We start from the raw sequence: 15,994 nt of genomic DNA on the forward strand, positions 1-15,994 counted from the left end.
CGACGCGGGACTACCGCGCGCTGTCGCGCAGCTGCAGTCCGTCGGGGTGAGACACGGCCTGCAGCTGGTGGAAATCCCGCGCGCTGCGGTGCGGCGTCTCCAGGGGATCGGCGTGGGTGGCGGTGATCACCAGCACCTCGGCACCGGCGGCTTCGCCTGCGCCGATCCCAGCCGGTGCGTCCTCGAAGATCAAGCAATGCTTCGCATCAACGCCCAGCCGCGCCGCGGCCAGTCGGTAGCCGGACGGATCGGGCTTGCCGCGTTCGACGTCCTCGGCTGCCACCATCACGGCAGGCGGCGACAAGCCCGCCGCCTGCAGCCGGCGCACGGCCAGTTCGCGCGGCGCGGAAGTGACGATGGCCCAGGCCTGCGGCGGCAGGCTGGCGGTGAACGCCGCGGCGCCGGCGATGGCCTCCACGCCGGCCATGTCCTCCAGCTCCCAGGCGGTGATGCGTGCGGCTTCGACGTCGGCATCCATGCCCGGTAAGGCCACCCGGCGCACGGTGTCGATGGCACGCGCACCGTGGATGGTGGGGATGAAGGTCGCCACGTCCAGGCCGTGTTCGCGCGCCCAGCGTGTCCAGACCCGCTCGGCGGCGGCGATGGAGGTCAACAAGGTGCCGTCCATGTCGAACAGGAAGGCGGCGTAGTGCGGGATGGCGGTCAATGCGGTGTCCAGCGGCGGGGCAGGCCAGCCTAACGGCCGTCGCCTGTGTGCCGGGTCAACTCACGCCGGGTCCACGCGGATCCGCTGCACCAGCCGGTGCTGCGCGCCGGGGACCAGTTCCACCACATCGGCGCCGGCGTTGGTTGCTTCCAGGCACACGTAGTGGCGCCAGCCGGGGCCGATGTCGGGGCTGCGGGTCTCGACGGCGATGCCGGGGTTCCAGGTCACCACGCTGTTGCTGCCTTCGGTGCGCAGGTGGATGCGACGGTGCAAGATCGGATCGTCAATGGTGTAGTCGCCAGCGGTGCCGGTATAGAGGCGGTCGGCCTGGCCGCCGATATCCGCCAGCGACCAGTCGCCACGCTGGCGATAGGCGTTGGCGAAGCCTTCGGACTTTTCGCGATAGGTCGCGCCATCCAGCCCCCGCACGCGCACCTGCAGCGCATCGCCGACCCGGTAATACGTGTGCAGCGCCTGGGTGAAGCGCACCGGCGTGGTGCCGGTATTGGTGGTCAGCAGGGTCTGCTCGAGCGTCTTGCCCAGCTGCACGGTCATCTGCAGCGACAGGCCCAGGCCTGGCAATGCCGGCGGTGCCATCACCACGCTGAGCGCGCCGTCTGCCGCGCGTTCGGCCGAGACGACCCGCCACGGCAGCGTCCGCACCAGGCCGTGCGCGGGCATGTCCGCGCGCTGGCCCTGGCGGGCGAAGTACGGCCACAGCACCGGCACGCCGCCGCGTACCGGCGCGGGCGGGCGCGGGCTCAGCGGTGACAGCCACAGCACCTCCTGCCCGCCATGCGGCACGTAGGACAGCAGGTGGCCGCCGAACAACGCGATCACGGCCGTGCCCTGTGGCGTCTCCAGCTGCACTGCGTCATAACCTTCGAACTGCACCCGCGACAGCCCCGGCACGTCCGGCAGCGTGGTCATCGCGGCGACCGGTTCGGCCTGCACCGCGGCGAACGCGGTCTCGCCGACATCACCGATGCCGGCGGGCGCCTGCAAGGTGCGCGGTGCCGCGCAGGCGCACAGGACCGACGCCAGCAAGGCACCGAGCCACCACGGTGCCGGGCGCCGGTGCCGCAAGGTGAGCATGGGGTTGCGGCGAAACGACACGCGCGGCGGCGCTCAGAACGTGCCGCGCTGGACGAACGGCACCTGCGCGTACAGCCGGCGCTCGCCTCCGCGCGGGTCGTCCTGCAACTCGCTGGTGTCGTCGAACACCATCGTTTCGCGGCGTGCCATCGAATACGGCTTCCAGGCCGGCAGCCCGGCGTGGTTGGGATCGCCATGGCGGGCGAAGGCCAGCAGCGTGTCGCACATCTGCGTGGCCATGCGCCTGGCGGCCGCGCTGGTGCCGGTGCGCGAACCGGGCTGGGCGATGGTGTCGAACACCAGCGGGATGTCCAGCGTGTGGCAGGCGCGGAGTCTGGCCGCGGGGCCAGCGCGGTCGTACCAGTCCAGCTGGTAGGCCCAGGTCGGCGCGCCCTGGCGCGCGCGCGCTTCGAGTTCCTCCACCGCACCGCGCCACGAGCGCCCGGCGGTGGTGGCGGCGAAGAACACGTCCGAGGGCGTGGCGTGCGGATAGAGGCGGCGGTATTCGGCGATGACCGTCGCCGGCAGCAGGTCGACGAACTGCTGCTGCTCCAGCAGCGCCGGCAGTTCGTCCCAGGACAGTTCGAAATGGTGCGGGTCGTTGCCCAGGAAGGCGCGGGTTTCGTCGTGGGTATTGCCGATCACCATCGGCAGCTGCGCCGATTGCCGTGGCGCCTCCGGCCAGAACGGATGCGCCGGCAGCACGCCGCCGTCCATGACCGGCCCCAGGTACAGGGCGGTGTCTTCCGCGCGCGACGGGTCGCGCACGTGCAGGCCTTCCAGCAGCCGTTCGACCGGCAGCGTGCGCAGGCCTGCGGCGTCCTTGACGCCCAGCGCGTCCATGTAGATCCGCGCGCGCTGGGTGGCCGCACGTGGCCCGCAGGCGGTGACCTGCTGGCCGCTCATCGTCCAGGCGCGGTGGAACAGGCCCTGGGCCGCGGGCATCGCCATCAGTGTGGCGATCTTGGCGCCGCCGCCGGACTGGCCGAACACGGTGACATTGCCGGCATCGCCGCCAAATTCCTGCGCATGCTGGCGGAGCCACTGCAGCGCCTGCACCAGGTCGAGCTGGCCGACGTTGCCGGAGTCGGCGAAGGACCCGTCGCCCAGCTGCGCCAGGTACAGATAGCCGAAGGCATTGAGCCGGTGGTTGACGGTGACCACCACCACGTCGCCGCGCCTGCACAGCGGCACGCCATCGTAGAGCGCGTCGCTGCCCGAGCCGTTGTTGAACGCGCCACCGTGGATGTAGAACAGGATCGGCCGCTTGCCGCCATCGCGCAGCGCCGGTGTCCAGATATTGAGGAACAGGCAGTCCTCGCTGGTGGCTTCCTCGGCCTTGGCCTGTGGCGCGGCGGCGCCAGCTCGGGTGGCATCGCGCACGCCCTGCCAGGGCTGTTCCGGCAGCGCCGGCTGGAAGCGCCGGGTCGCGGTGTCTGCGCCGTACGGAATCCCCTTGAAGACCTTGATGCCGCCGTCGTTGTAACCCCGTAGCTGGCCGCTGCGAGTGCGGGCCAGTGGCGCATCGGCGCTGGCGCCGTGCGTTGCCTGGGCCGACCACGCCGGTGCAGTGGCCAGGGCCAGGCCACCGAGCGCGGCCTGCCGCAGGAATGCGCGGCGCGCACCGCCGTCGTGGCTCATCGTGCGGTCTCCGCGGACTTGCCCGCATCCCCTTGCGTGTACTGCCAGCGCATCCAGTCCATCGCCAGCCGCGGCCAGGCCGACAGGGTCAGCCCGTCGGCCTGGCCGATGCCAAAGCCGTGGCCACCCACCGGGAAGACATGCAGTTCGGTGGACACCTGGTGGGCCAGCAGCGACTGGGCATAGACCAGGGTGTTGGCCACCGGTACCACCGTGTCGTCCTGGGCGTGCACCAGGAAGGCCGGCGGACTGGCGGCAGTGACGGTGTTCTGCGCCGAATAGGCTTGGCGCGCGGCGGCGTCGTTGCCGGCACCGAGCAAGCGCTCGCGCGAGCCGGCATGGGCGATCTCCAGCCCCAGGTCGATCACCGGGTAGACCAGCAGCTGCAGGTCCGGCCGGGCCGACTGCCGGTCTGCAGCGTCCAGCGGCGCATAGACCCTGGCATCGAAACGCGTGGCCAGGCTGGCGGCGACATGGCCGCCGGCGGAGAAACCCAGTATCCCGACCTTGTGCGGATCGACCTGGTAGTCGGCGGCGTGGGCCCGGATCAGGCGCATGGCGCGCTGCGCGTCGGCCAGCGGCACGTCGCGCGGGTCCGGGTGGCCTTCGGCCGGCAGCCGGTAGCGCAGCACGAACAGGGTGAATCCGCCACGCTCGACGAAGTCGGGCACCAGCCCGGTGCCTTCGTTATCCAGGACGATCCGCCCGTAACCGCCGCCGGGCGTGACCAGCAGGGCCATGCCGTTGGGCCTGGCCGGGCGGTAGACCACCAGGTAGGGATGGCTGACCCGGTCGATGAAACGGTCTGGCTTGGCCGAATCGTCGCTGCGGTCGGTGATCCGGTCGGCGTCTTCCAGCGCGGTATCGCCCGGGGCCAACCCACCGGGCCACAGCAGGATCCGGCTGTCACGTTCGCCCGGCGACTCGCCGGCGCGGTGTTCGGCGGCCGTGGCGGTCGCCGGCCCGCAAAGACAGGCCAGCGCGGCCCAGGCCAGCAGGCGCGCTGCGGCGCCCCAGGTTTTTCCAGTCTGCATTTGCAACCCCTCCCAGGGTGTCCAGCGAGGCGTGCATCAAGCCATGTCGCGGTGCACATTGCCAATGACACCGGTTTACCATATACATCGACCCCAGGCGCTGTCGATGGGCAGTGCAACAACTTCCGCCTACGCAGGACACCGTCTTGAGCAAGGACAGCAACCAACCCGATCCGCCGCCCGCCGATGCCGACGCCATTGCGCGCAGCTTCGTGCGGGCCCGCCAGCAGGGCGTTTCGCTGCCGGGGTTCCCCGGGACGATCCCGGAAGACCTGGAGCGCGCCTACGCGGTGCAGGACCTGGCCATCGCCCAGTGGCCGGACACCGTGGTCGGCTGGAAGGTGGGCTACATCGCCGCCGGGCGCCGCGACGCCAGCGGTGACGACCGCCTGCTGGGCCCGATCTACGCCCGCCAGTGCTGGGATGCCACCGGTGCCATCGTGGAATTCCCCGTGTTCGTGGGGGGCTTTGCGGCGGTCGAGGCCGAATACGTGCTGCGCCTGGAACAGGACGCGCCTGCCGACCAGCTGGCGTACACGCCCGAACAGGCCGCGGCCATCGCCTCGACCCTGTTGCTGGGCGTGGAGATCGCCAGCAGCCCGCTGGCCACCATCAACCAGCTCGGGCCGCGCGTGGTGGTCTCGGATTTCGGCAACAACAACGGCCTGATCCTGGGGCCGGTCGTCCCCGATTGGCAGGCGCTGGACGAAACCGCGCTGCGGGCCGAGACCCTGATCGAGGGCCGCAGCGTCGGCACCGGCGGTGCGACCCTGCTGCCGGGCGGGCTGCGGGCGGCGTTCGCGTTCGCCCTGGGGCGTTCGGCCCGGCGCGGGCGGCCGTTGAAGAAAGGCGATCTGATCGCTACCGGCAATGCCACCGGGATTCACGACATCGAAGCCGGCCAGCAGGCGCTGATCCGGTTCGAGGGATACGCAGAAATTTCATGCAAGGCCATCGCCGCGTAACGTTGCGCACGATGGGGTGACAACGCGCGGGAGGGCGCCATGATCACTCGCAGGACCATGCTCGGTGCCACTGTGGGCGCGCTTGCCGCGTTGCCACGGCTGGGCCAGGCAATCACCCGGACCGGGGGCGGGCAGCTGCTGACCGCCAGCGACGTCCACGTGGCCGACTACCCCACCGTGCAGGCGGTGCAGTGGATCGGCCAGACCCTGGAGCGCCAGACCGGCGGGCGCCTGCGCCTGCGCATGTATTACGCCGGCCAGCTGGGCCGCGAGGCCGAGGCGATCGACATGGCGCGCTTCGGTGCCATCGACATCACCCGGGTCTACGCCGGTGCGCTCAACAACGCGTTTCCGCTGACCAGTGCGCTGTGCCTGCCGTATGTCTTCGATTCGGTCGCGCACCTGCGCCGGGCCATCGATGGCGGGGTGGGCGACGCGGTGCTGCGTGGCTTCGAAACGCGCGATCTGGTCGGCCTGGCGATCTACGATTCCGGCGCGCGCTGCTTCTACAACACGCACAAGCCGCTGGTCGAGCCGCACGACCTGCACGGGTTGAAGATGCGCGTGGCCGCCTCGGACATGTTCATCGAACTGATGCGGATGCTGAGCACCAATCCCACGCCGATGTCGCTGGGCGAAACCTTCCAGGGCATGGAAACGCGGATGATCGACGGCGCGGAGAACAACATCCGCAGCTTCCATTCCAGTCGCCATTTCGAGGCCGCGCATTACTGGTCGCGTAGCGAGCACTCCTACGCGCCGGACGTGTTGTTGATGTCGCGCCGCAGCTTCGAGGCGCTGCGCCCGGACGACCGTGCGCTGGTGATCGAGACCGCGCGCGCCTCGGTGCCGGTGATGCGTCAGCTGTGGGATGCCTCCGAAGACCAGGCGCGGGCCGCGGTGGTCGCCGCCGGGGTGAAGTTCAACGACGTGGATACCCCGGCCTTTCGGGCCGCGACCGCGCCGCTGCTGGCCCGCTACCGGGCCATGCCCGGGATCGAGCCGCTCTACCGTCGCATCCGCGATTTCGCCTGAGGACGCCATGCGAATGTCCGAGACTCAAGTTGCTTCATTCCCGTTGCCTGTTGCCGGCGTGGGCCGCGCGCTGGACCGGCTGGCCAGCGGCGTGATCGGCATCGCCGCCGCCGCGTTGCTGGGCCTGGTGGTGGTGCAGGGCTGGCAGGTCTTTGCCCGCTACGTGCTCAACGATTCGCCCAGCTGGACCGAGCCGGTGACGCTGCTGCTGCTGAGCACGGCCATGTCGATGGGCGCCGCGGCCGGGGTGCACGACAACCGCCATTTCGGCTTCTTCCTGCTGGCCCAGCGCGCCCATGGTGGCCTGCGCACCGTGCTGGAAGCGATCAGGCCGCTGGTGATCGTGGGCGTGGGGGCGGTACTGGCGTGGTGGAGCGGGGTGCTGCTGCTGGACGGCCTGACGATCAAGGCGGCCGGCGCACCGCTGCCGCAGAGCATCAACTACGCGCCGCTGTGCCTGGGCGGTGCGCTGATGGTGGTGTTCGGGTTGTACCGGCTGGTCCTGGCGCTGCGCCCGGCGGCCGTCGAAGGGGAGGGCTGAACCATGGGCATCGCATTGTTGTTCGGGGTGTTCATTCTGCTGCTGGTGGTTGGCGTACCGGTCGGGTATGCGCTGGGCGCGGCGGCATTGGCCGCGCTGCTGTACTTGGATCTGCCGACGGTGGTCCTGGTGCAGCAGGTGCAGGCCGGGGTCGGCTCGGCGGCGTTGATTGCGATCCCGCTCTTCATCTTCGCCGGTGAAATCATGCTGCGTGGTGGCATTTCCGAGCGGCTGATCGCGCTGGCCGCGTCGCTGGTCGGGCGCATGCGTGGCGGCCTGGGCCAGGTCAGCGTGCTGTCCTCGCTGTTCTTCGGCGGCGTGTCCGGTTCGGCCATTGCCGATGTCTCGGCGGTGGGCGGCACCATGATCCCGCAGATGGTCAAGCGCGGTTACGACCGCGATTTCGCGGTCAACGTCAGCATCACCGCGGCACTGGTCGCACTGCTGGTGCCGCCTTCGCACAACCTGATCCTGTTCTCGGCCGCGGCCGGCGGCGGGCTGTCCATTGCCGACCTGTTCGCGGCGGGCATCGTGCCGGCGCTGTTGATGACCGCCGCGATGATGGTCACCGGCTATGCGGTGGCACGCCAGCGTGGCTATGGGGTGGAGCCGTTCCCGGGCATGCGCGCAGTGATGCTGCGGCTGGTGTCGGCCCTGCCGGGCCTGGGTTTGGTCGGGCTGATCTTCTTCGGCATTCGCGCTGGGATCTTCACCGCGGTGGAAAGCGCCGCGCTGGCGGTGGTCTATGCGCTGGCGGTGACGGCGCTGCTGTACCGGCAACTGGGCTGGCGCACCTTCCTGGCCACGGTCACCCACGCGGCGCGCACCACCGGCGTGATCCTGTTCGTGATCGCCACCGCGGCGGTGTTCGGCTGGCTTCTGGCCTATCTGGAAGTGCCGATGCGCGCGGTCGAGTTCCTGCAGTCCTTCGCCCACAGCAAGGCGATGGTGCTGCTGATGATCATCGTGATGCTGCTGATCCTGGGGACCTTCATGGACCTGGCGCCGATGATCCTGATCTGCACGCCGATCTTCCTGCCAGTGGCCAAGGCCTATGGCATCGACCCGATCCACTTCGGCCTGGTGCTGGTGCTGACCGGTGGCATCGGCCTGGTCACCCCGCCGGTGGGGTCGGTGCTGTTCATCGGCACGGCCATCGGCGAGATCAGCGTGGCCCAGAGCATGCGGACGATCTGGCCGTTCTGGCTGGCGGCGCTACTGGTGCTGCTGGCGGTGACGTTCTTCCCGCAGTTGTCGATGTGGCTGCCGGCGCTGCTGCGCGCCTAGCGGCGCCAGGCCGCGGGAACCCCGCGACGGGCAGGCGCGGCGGGCGCGGGCCTGCACGGCCGCAACGCAGGAGGCACGGGCCGGTGCGCCGGCCTGGCCGGTCCAACGGCGGTTGACCGCCGACCCGCTAGACTTCCTTCTTTTCGCAGCGGGGACCGTCATGTCGCGCAAGAAAGCTGAAGCGCCCACGTCCAGCCTGCCTGCGGGCCGGGTCGCGACGATCAACGACATCGCGCGCCTGTCCGGGGTGTCGAAGAAGACCGTGTCCCGGATCATCAACGATTCGCCACTGGTCCGGCCCGACACCCGCGACAAGGTCCAGGCACTGATGCGCGAGGTGGGTTATTCGCCCGACCCGCTGGCGCGCGCGCTGGCCTTCCGGCGCTCATTCCTGATCGGCATGGTCTACGACAACCCGACGGCGCAGTATGTGGTGGACATGCAGAACGGTGCGCTCGACGCGCTGCGCGGTTCCAGCTACGAGCTGGTGGTGCATCCCTGCGACACCCGCAGCCCCGGCTACATCGAAGGCGTGCGCCGCTTCGTCCAGCAGCAGAAGCTGCATGGCGTGATCCTGGTGCCACGCGCGTCCGAGGACCAGGCGCTGGCCGACATGCTGGCCCAGATCGGCTGTCGCTACGTGCGCATCGCGTCGCTGCCGCTGGATTCGGGCTCGCCCACGGTGGTCACCCACGACCGCGAAGGCGCCACCGAAGCCGCCGACTACCTGCTGTCGCTGGGCCACCGCGACATCGGCCTGATCACCGGCCCCAGCGTCTACCGTTCCAGTCAGGAGCGCACCGCGGGCTTTCTGGAAGCGCTCAACCGGCGCGGCATCGAGCTGCCCAAGGCGCGCGTGGTCGAAGCCGGCTACACCTTCGAATCCGGCGTGGCCGCGGCCGAGAAGTTGCTGCTCAAGGGCAAGCGCCCCAGCGCCATCTTCACCGGTAATGACGAAATGGCGGCCGGCGTCTACAAGGTCGCCCTGCGGGCCGGCATGATCCTGCCGCGCGAGTTGTCCATCGTCGGCTTCGACGACAGCCCGCTGGCCTCGCGGCTGTGGCCGCCGCTGACCTCTGTCCGGCGCAATACGCGCGACACTGGCCGCACCGCGGCAGCCATGTTGATCCGGCCGGACGATGTGCCGGTCACCACCCTGCCGGCTGCCAGCGTGCGTCCCCACCTGGTCGTGCGCGACTCCTGCCAGCCGCCGGAAACCGACTGAGTCCCGAAAGATCAGGGTCATTGCGGCCATGGTCGTGCAACGCAAAATGACACCGGTAGCCAATCATCGTTAGACTGGCCCGGTCGATCACGTCAGCGCCCCCTGTTGGCGCCCACAGCCACGGAGCCTGCCATGTACTGCAAGACCCATTACGCCACCCATCCGGCCGCCATCGAAGGCGTCGACAACGACGCCCTGCGCGACCTGTACCTGCTGGACGGCCTGTTCGCGGCCGGCAAGGTGGTCCTGAAGTACACCCACTACGAGCGCTTCGTCCTGGGCGGCGTCAGCCCGGGCGCCGAGCCGCTGCGCCTGCCCGACCAGACCGAACCGGCCTCGGCCGCCGGCCACCCGTTCCTGGAGCGGCGCGAACTGGGCGTCATCAACGTCGGTGGCGGCGATGGCACGGTCAGCGTCGACGGCACCGTCTACACGCTGGGGCCGAAGGATGGCCTGTACGTGGCCATGGGCAGCAAGGACGTCGTGTTCGCCTCGCAGGATGCCGCTAATCCGGCCCAGTTCTACCTGGCCTCGACCCCGGCCCACGCCCGCTTCGAGACCAAGCAGCTGTCGATCAAGGACGCCGTGGCGCTGGATCGCGGCGCGCTGGAAACCAGCAACGAGCGCACCATCTACCAGTACATCGTGCCGGCCACCTGCCAGTCCTCGCAGCTGCTGCTGGGCCTGACCGTGCTGAAGCCGGGCAGCGTCTGGAACACCATGCCGCCGCACCTGCACGATCGGCGCAGCGAGGTCTATTTCTACTTCGACCTCGGCGCGAACGATCGCGTCTACCACTTCATGGGCGAGCCGCAGGCCCAGCGCCACATCGTCATCCAGAACAACGAGGCGGTGGTCTCGCCGCCGTGGTCCATCCACATGGGCGCCGGCACCAGCAACTACGCCTTCATCTGGGCGATGGGCGGCGAAAACCTGGACTACACCGACATGCACGTGCTGGACATCTGCCAGCTCAAGTGACGCCAGCGTTCCGCGTTCCACGCGTCCCCGTTCAACCGCCCGCAACCAACCCGGAGCCACTGCATGGCAGGCAATCCTTTCAGTCTTGAGGGCAAGGTCGCCCTGGTCACCGGCGGCAACGTCGGCCTGGGGCAGGGCATCGCCGTGGCCCTGGCCCAGGCCGGCGCGGACATCGTGTCGGTCGCACGCCGGCCGTCGGACGAAACCGGCGAACAGGTCCGCGCCGCCGGCCGTCGTTTCCTGAGCATCGAAGCCGACCTGGGCAGCCTGGCGCCCATCGCCGGCATCGTCGCCGACACCTTGAAGGCCTTGGGTGGCCTGCACGTGCTGGTCAACAACGCTGGCATCATCCGCCGCGCCGATGCGGTCGATTTCAGCGAGGACGACTGGGACGCGGTGATGGACGTGAACCTGAAAAGCACGTTCTTCCTGACCCAGGCGGTGGGCCGGCACTTCATCGCGCAAGGGCACGGCAAGGTGATCAACGTGGCCTCGATGCTGTCCTTCCAGGGCGGCATCCGGGTGCCGTCCTACACCGCCAGCAAGTCCGGTCTGGCCGGCATCACCAAATTGCTGACCAACGAGTGGGCCGGCAAGGGCATCAACGTCAACGCCATCGCCCCGGGCTACATGGACACCGACAACACCGCGCTGCTGCGTGCCGATGCCGCGCGCAACAACGCCATCCTGGAGCGCATCCCGGCCGGTCGCTGGGGCAATCCGGACGACCTGGGCGGGGCCGCGGTATTCCTGGCCAGCAGCGCTTCGGATTACGTCAACGGCGCCATCCTGCCGGTCGATGGCGGCTGGTTGGCGCGGTGATTTCCAGCGCCCTGCGCGCAGGGCGCTGAGATCGCTGTAAGCCCCGCTTCCCCGCGGGAGAGGAGGGGGCGGGGTACGGGCGAAGCCGCACGGTGAGCGAAAGCGCCAGGCTTCATCGCTTGCCACCGATCTGCCGGTACTGCGCCCTCTCCGCTGCAAAGGCCACGTCCATGCCGCGCATCCTGATCTGCCTGTTCCTCCTGCTGGGCTGGGCGCTGCCGGTTGACGCCCAACCCCGCCGCGTCTTCCTTGCCGGCGATTCCACTGTGGCCGAATACGGGCCCGATCGCGCCCCGCAGGCCGGCTGGGGCCAGGTGCTGCAAAGCTACCTGGACCCGCAGCGCTGGCAGGTCCGCAACCATGCCAAGGGGGGGGCGCAGCGCCCGCAGCTTCATCGCCGAAGGACGACTCGAAGCCATCGCCGCCGAACTGCAGCGCGGCGACGTGTTGATGATCCAGTTCGGCCATAACGACGCCAAGTTCGAAGACCCGAGCCGTTACGACGCCCCGGACACCGATTACCCGGCGTTCCTGCTGCGCTACATCGCCCTGGCCCGTGACAAGGGCGCCACGCCGGTGCTGGTCACGCCGCCACCGCGGCTGCTGTACGACTTCGGGTCGCTGCTCGACACCCACGGCCTGTACACCCGCGCGATGCAGCAGTTGGCCGCGCGCGAGCAGGTCGCCCTGATCGACCTCAACGCCAGCGCATCGGCGTGGGTCCGCGCGCTGGGCGAGCAGGCCGCGCGCCCGTACTTCCTGTTCGTGCCTGAGCAGGACAAGGCCGACGGCACCCACTTCAGCGTCGCCGGTGCCACCGCGATGGCCTGCCAGGTGGTGCGTGGCTGGGTGGCCGTCGACCAGGACGTGCGCAGTGCGCTGGTGCGCGACATCGACTGCGACATCCCCGCCGATGCTGCTGATCGTCGCGCCAACCAGCCACGGCCTTCGGTGGTGGAGCGCGCCACCGACCGCGCCATCGAACAGCCCGGCCCACATGCCGGCGCCGGTCGGACCACGGCTTATCCGTTCTTCGCCGAGGCCAGGGACCTGCCGTTCGTGCTGCGCAAGCGCGTGCTGCATCCGGGGGCTGGCATCGGCCTGCACCTGCACGACAAGGACGAGATCTACTACATCGTCAGCGGCAATGGCCTGTACGTGCTGGATGGCCAGCCGTACCAGGTGGCTGCGGGCGATGCATTGCTCACCCGCCCCGGCAGCACCCACGCGCTGCAGCAGCAGGGCACGGACGACCTGGTGATCCTGCTGGCGTATCCGGCCAGGGCCGTTGTCGAACTGCCCTGACCATGCGGCACCGGATCAGACATCCCCACCTTCGGCCCAACCTTCACCCGTGCCGCGATGGAACACCTGGTCGCTGTCCTGCACGCGGCCGGCGGGCAGGGCGTCGGCGTGTTCCAGCTGGGCGTAGAGCGGGGTGAAGTCGGGCGCGGTGGCGTCGATCAGCTGGTCGAAACTGTCGATCACGAAGTAGGTCTTCTGGTAGTCGTCGATGCGGTAGCGCGTGCGCATGACCCGCATCAGGTCGAAACCGATCCGGTTGGGTGCGTTCGATTCCAGCGCGTACAGCGATTCGCCCTTGGACGAGACGATGCCACTGCCGTAGATGCGCAGCCCCTGCGGCGTGCTGATCAGGCCGAACTCCACCGTGTACCAGTACAGCCGGGTCAGGTTGACCAGTGCTTCCGGGCCGATGCCGTGCGCCTTGACCCCGCCGCGGCCGTAGGCCTGCATGTAGTCGGAGAACCTGGGGTTCATCAGCAGCGGCACATGGCCGAACAGGTCGTGGAACAGGTCCGGTTCGGCGATGTAGTCGATCTGCTCCGGCTTGCGGATCCACCAGGTCACCGGGAAGCGCTTGTTGGCCAGGTGCTCGAAGAAGGTCAGTTCCGGCAGCAGGCCTTCCACGCCGACCAGCTGCCAGCCGGTGGCTGCGCCCAGCACGACGTTGAGGTCGTCGAAGCGCGGGATCTGGTGCGCGATCATGCCCATCGCATCCTGTGCGGCCAGGAACTCGTCGCAGGCGCGGCCCTGCAGCAGGCTGCGCTGGCGCTCGAACAGCTGGCCCCAGGTGTCATGGTCGGCGTCGGTGTAGCTGTCCCACGGCTGGGCCACCACCTCGGTCGTGTAGACCGGCACATAGCCCTTGTCGGTGAGCTGGTTCTCGACGCGGCGCGGGGTGGCGTTCATGCGGATTTCCACAAGACAGGACAGGCCTGCCACGCTACCGGCAACCCGGCGCAACAGGCTTGCGAAAGTTGCACTGCGTACGCCGTCCGGCGCAATCTAATTGCGTCATTGTTTGTTGCGACGCAGAAAATGGACGCCAATCCCACGCTGGATCGCACGGATCTTCGGCTGCTGGCCCTGTTGCAGACGCAGGGCCGCGCCAGCAATGCCGAGCTGGCCGCGCAGATCAACCTGTCGCCGTCGGCCTGCCTGCGCCGTACCCAGCGGCTGGAGGCGGCCGGGGTGATCAGCAGTTACGGCGCGCGGCTGGAAGCCCGCGCGCTGGGGCTGGGCCTGCAGGCGTTCGTGCGCGTGCAACTGGAACACCACGACCAGCCGACCATCGACCGCTTCGCCGCCGCGGTGACCAGTTGGGACGAAGTGGTCGCCTGCCACGCGCTGACCGGCGACATGGATTACCTGCTGCAGATCCTGGTGCGCGACCTGGACCACTTTTCGCGTTTCCTGCTGGACAAGCTGTTGGCCGCCTCTGGCGTGGCCGACGTCAATTCCAGCTTCGTCCTGCGCACGGTCAAGGATGCCGCCGGGATTCCGCTGCCCACTCCCTGAGGAGCCTGTGATGGATGAGACCACCTTGAAGTCGCTGCAGCCGTTCGTGCCGGGCGGCGCGGACTATGCCGCCAGCCGCGCGTTGTTCGCCGCGCTGGATTTCGTCGAAGCCTGGGACGTGGGCGATGTCTGCGGGTTCCGCAGCGGCGCGGTGGAATTCATCCTGCAGGATTTCCACGACGATCACTTCGCCCACAACCTGATGCTGCGGATCTGCGTGGCCGATGTGGATGCCTGGTGGCGGGTGATGCAGGCGCGTGGGCTGGAGCAGCGCTTCCCGGGCTTCCGGCTGGGCACGCCGACCGATTTTCCGTGGGGCCGCGAAGTCCACATGATCGACCTGGCCGGCGTGTGCTGGCACGTGGCCAACGCGTGAGCGCCCGGTGCTGACACTGCTCGGAAAACCCACCTCGATCAACGTGCGCAAGGTCCTGTGGCTGTGCGAGGAACTGGCGCTGCCGCTCCTGCACGACCCACTGGATGCGCCCGGCGACGGGGCGCGGCTGCGGGCGCTCAACCCCAACGGCCTGGTGCCGGTGCTGATCGACGGCGACGCTGTGCTGTGGGAATCCAACACGATCTGCCGCTACCTGGCCGCGCGCGAACAACGCCACGATCTGCTGCCGGCCGATCCCCTGGCGCGTGCGCGCGTGGAGCAGTGGATGGACTGGCAGGCCACCGAGCTCAACACCACCTGGCGGCCGGCGTTCATGGCGCTGGTACGACGCAGCCCCGCCTATCAGGACGCGGCCGCCACCGAGGCCAGCATCGCCGGGTGGAATCGGCTGATGACGCTGCTGGATGCGCAGTTGGCGCACACCGCTGCGTATGTCGCCGGAAGCGACTTCACCCTGGCCGACATCGTGCTGGGCCTGTCGGCCAATCGCTGGCTGATGACGCCGATGGCGCGCCCGGACCTGCCGGCGGTCGCGGCCTGGGTCGCACGCCTGGAGACGCGTGCCGGGTATCGTGCGCATGGACGCAACGGAGTTCCCTAGATGGCCACCGATCCGGATTTCATCGCTTACGTGCATGCCCAGTCCGCGCTCGGCGCGGTGCTGGAATCGAAGAAGATGTTCGGCGAATACGCCCTGTACCTGGACGGCAAGGTGGTCGCGCTGGTCTGTGACAACCAGGTCTTCCTCAAACCCACCGCGGCCGGGCTGGCGCTGCTGCACGAAGTCATCGAACAGCCGCCCTATCCCGGTGCCAAGCCGCATTACCTGCTGGCTGATGCGCTGGAAGACACCGATGCCCTGCAGCGCCTGCTGCGGGCCACCGCCGATGCGCTGCCGATGCCGAAACCGAAGAAGGTGGCAGCGAAGAAAGCCGTGGCAAAACGCGCGGCACGCAAGCCCGGAAAGACCTGATCCGCCACGATGGTCAGTCGTCCCGGCGAATGAAGCCGAGCAGCCTGCGCCTGCGTGGTGCGCGCCGGGAGGCTGTCGCTTGCGGTGACACCATCGGGTCGCGGCGGCACCAGCCAGCACGATGGCTGGCTGGTCGACCGACGCGCGTGGCCTGCTACATCTCCAGCTTGGATTCGACGTCGAGTACGGAACGCCGCGCCATCGCGAGGTTGGAGCGCGTGCGGTCCAGCACCAGGTAGAAGAACAGGCCTGGCGAGGCCGCGACCGGACGCATGATGTGGTACGCCTTGCCCAGCGAGATCAGGATGTCCTCGATGTTGTCATTGAGGTTGAGCGAGCTGGCGGTCTTCATCTTGGCGCGGATGACCTCGGTGTTGCCGGCCGCGGCCAGCTCCAGATCGATGCCGCCGCCGGCCGAACCCAGCAGCATGCCGCTGGTGTAGTCGACCAGGGCAACGGCCTGAGCGCCGTCCAGGCTCATCAGAGTGTCGAGGGAGTCTTTCAGATTGGC

At 69.0% G+C, this 15,994-nt stretch carries 17 protein-coding genes and 1 pseudogene; 12 read left to right on the forward strand and 6 right to left on the reverse strand.

The genetic code is table 11. The features are described from left to right. Positions 1 to 10: 10 nt before the first annotated feature. From O8I58_RS12675 to O8I58_RS12690, 4 genes are read right to left on the reverse strand one after another with little or no spacing between them, the layout of a single operon-like run. Positions 11 to 667, reverse strand: a complete 657-nt coding sequence (locus tag O8I58_RS12675; protein ID WP_298316591.1) for an HAD-IA family hydrolase — start codon at positions 665 to 667, stop codon at positions 11 to 13. A gap of 60 nt (positions 668 to 727) precedes the next feature. After that, the gene (locus O8I58_RS12680) at positions 728 to 1,762 is read right to left on the reverse strand and encodes a D-hexose-6-phosphate mutarotase (RefSeq protein WP_298316593.1); all 1,035 of its coding nucleotides are present in this window, start codon (positions 1,760 to 1,762) and stop codon (positions 728 to 730) included. A gap of 33 nt (positions 1,763 to 1,795) precedes the next feature. After that, on the reverse strand, positions 1,796 to 3,403 hold the full coding sequence (locus O8I58_RS12685) for a carboxylesterase/lipase family protein (protein WP_298316596.1): 1,608 nt from the start codon (positions 3,401 to 3,403) through the stop codon (positions 1,796 to 1,798). After that, a complete protein-coding gene (locus O8I58_RS12690; RefSeq protein ID WP_298316599.1) occupies positions 3,400 to 4,437 on the reverse strand; it encodes an alpha/beta hydrolase in 1,038 nt (345 codons plus the stop codon). Before O8I58_RS12690 ends, O8I58_RS12685 begins: the two co-directional genes overlap by 4 nt. Positions 4,438 to 4,583: 146 nt before the next feature. On the opposite strand from O8I58_RS12690, the gene O8I58_RS12695 reads away from it, so the two are divergent. From O8I58_RS12695 to O8I58_RS12730, 8 genes and pseudogenes are all read left to right on the forward strand, one after another. Then, positions 4,584 to 5,402 (forward strand): 2-keto-4-pentenoate hydratase, encoded by an 819-nt coding sequence (locus tag O8I58_RS12695; RefSeq protein ID WP_298316602.1) that lies wholly within the window; start codon positions 4,584 to 4,586, stop codon positions 5,400 to 5,402. 39 nt (positions 5,403 to 5,441) lie between these two features. Continuing rightward, a complete protein-coding gene (locus O8I58_RS12700; RefSeq protein ID WP_298316604.1) occupies positions 5,442 to 6,437 on the forward strand; it encodes a TRAP transporter substrate-binding protein in 996 nt (331 codons plus the stop codon). Between the two features lie 13 nt (positions 6,438 to 6,450). Continuing rightward, complete coding sequence (locus O8I58_RS12705; protein WP_298316608.1) at positions 6,451 to 6,978, forward strand: TRAP transporter small permease; 528 nt, start codon at positions 6,451 to 6,453, stop codon at positions 6,976 to 6,978. Positions 6,979 to 6,981: 3 nt separating this feature from the next. Continuing rightward, a complete protein-coding gene (locus O8I58_RS12710; RefSeq protein ID WP_298316611.1) occupies positions 6,982 to 8,265 on the forward strand; it encodes a TRAP transporter large permease in 1,284 nt (427 codons plus the stop codon). Positions 8,266 to 8,425: 160 nt separating this feature from the next. Continuing rightward, the gene (locus O8I58_RS12715; protein WP_298316614.1) at positions 8,426 to 9,490 is read left to right on the forward strand and encodes a LacI family DNA-binding transcriptional regulator; all 1,065 of its coding nucleotides are present in this window, start codon (positions 8,426 to 8,428) and stop codon (positions 9,488 to 9,490) included. A gap of 132 nt (positions 9,491 to 9,622) precedes the next feature. Then, positions 9,623 to 10,471: a 5-dehydro-4-deoxy-D-glucuronate isomerase gene (gene kduI, locus O8I58_RS12720; protein WP_298316617.1), complete on the forward strand. Its 849-nt coding sequence runs from the start codon at positions 9,623 to 9,625 to the stop codon at positions 10,469 to 10,471. 63 nt (positions 10,472 to 10,534) lie between these two features. Then, positions 10,535 to 11,293, forward strand: a complete 759-nt coding sequence (kduD, locus tag O8I58_RS12725; RefSeq protein WP_298316621.1) for a 2-dehydro-3-deoxy-D-gluconate 5-dehydrogenase KduD — start codon at positions 10,535 to 10,537, stop codon at positions 11,291 to 11,293. A gap of 170 nt (positions 11,294 to 11,463) precedes the next feature. Then, positions 11,464 to 12,598, forward strand: a pseudogene (locus O8I58_RS12730) (GDSL-type esterase/lipase family protein). Positions 12,599 to 12,613: 15 nt separating this feature from the next. Here the strand turns inward: O8I58_RS12730 and phhA are convergent. Continuing rightward, positions 12,614 to 13,504 (reverse strand): phenylalanine 4-monooxygenase, encoded by an 891-nt coding sequence (gene phhA, locus O8I58_RS12735; protein ID WP_298316624.1) that lies wholly within the window; start codon positions 13,502 to 13,504, stop codon positions 12,614 to 12,616. Positions 13,505 to 13,633: 129 nt separating this feature from the next. On the opposite strand from phhA, the gene O8I58_RS12740 reads away from it, so the two are divergent. From O8I58_RS12740 to O8I58_RS12755, 4 genes are read left to right on the forward strand one after another with little or no spacing between them, the layout of a single operon-like run. After that, entirely contained in the window at positions 13,634 to 14,113 is a 480-nt protein-coding gene (locus tag O8I58_RS12740; protein ID WP_298316627.1) for an Lrp/AsnC family transcriptional regulator, read from the forward strand. Between the two features lie 10 nt (positions 14,114 to 14,123). Next, positions 14,124 to 14,489: a VOC family protein gene (locus O8I58_RS12745; RefSeq protein WP_298316629.1), complete on the forward strand. Its 366-nt coding sequence runs from the start codon at positions 14,124 to 14,126 to the stop codon at positions 14,487 to 14,489. A 7-nt stretch (positions 14,490 to 14,496) separates the two neighbouring features. Further along, positions 14,497 to 15,111: a glutathione S-transferase family protein gene (locus O8I58_RS12750; RefSeq protein ID WP_298316632.1), complete on the forward strand. Its 615-nt coding sequence runs from the start codon at positions 14,497 to 14,499 to the stop codon at positions 15,109 to 15,111. After that, entirely contained in the window at positions 15,112 to 15,483 is a 372-nt protein-coding gene (locus O8I58_RS12755; RefSeq protein ID WP_298316635.1) for a TfoX/Sxy family protein, read from the forward strand. It begins immediately after the preceding gene. A gap of 154 nt (positions 15,484 to 15,637) precedes the next feature. Here O8I58_RS12755 and O8I58_RS12760 read toward each other — a convergent pair whose 3' ends face one another. Further along, complete coding sequence (locus tag O8I58_RS12760) at positions 15,638 to 15,964, reverse strand: hypothetical protein (RefSeq protein ID WP_298322961.1); 327 nt, start codon at positions 15,962 to 15,964, stop codon at positions 15,638 to 15,640. Between the last annotated feature and the right edge of the window lie 30 nt (positions 15,965 to 15,994).

The sequence above is a fragment of the Pseudoxanthomonas sp. genome, from assembly GCF_027498035.1.
Lineage (GTDB): Bacteria > Pseudomonadota > Gammaproteobacteria > Xanthomonadales > Xanthomonadaceae > Pseudoxanthomonas_A.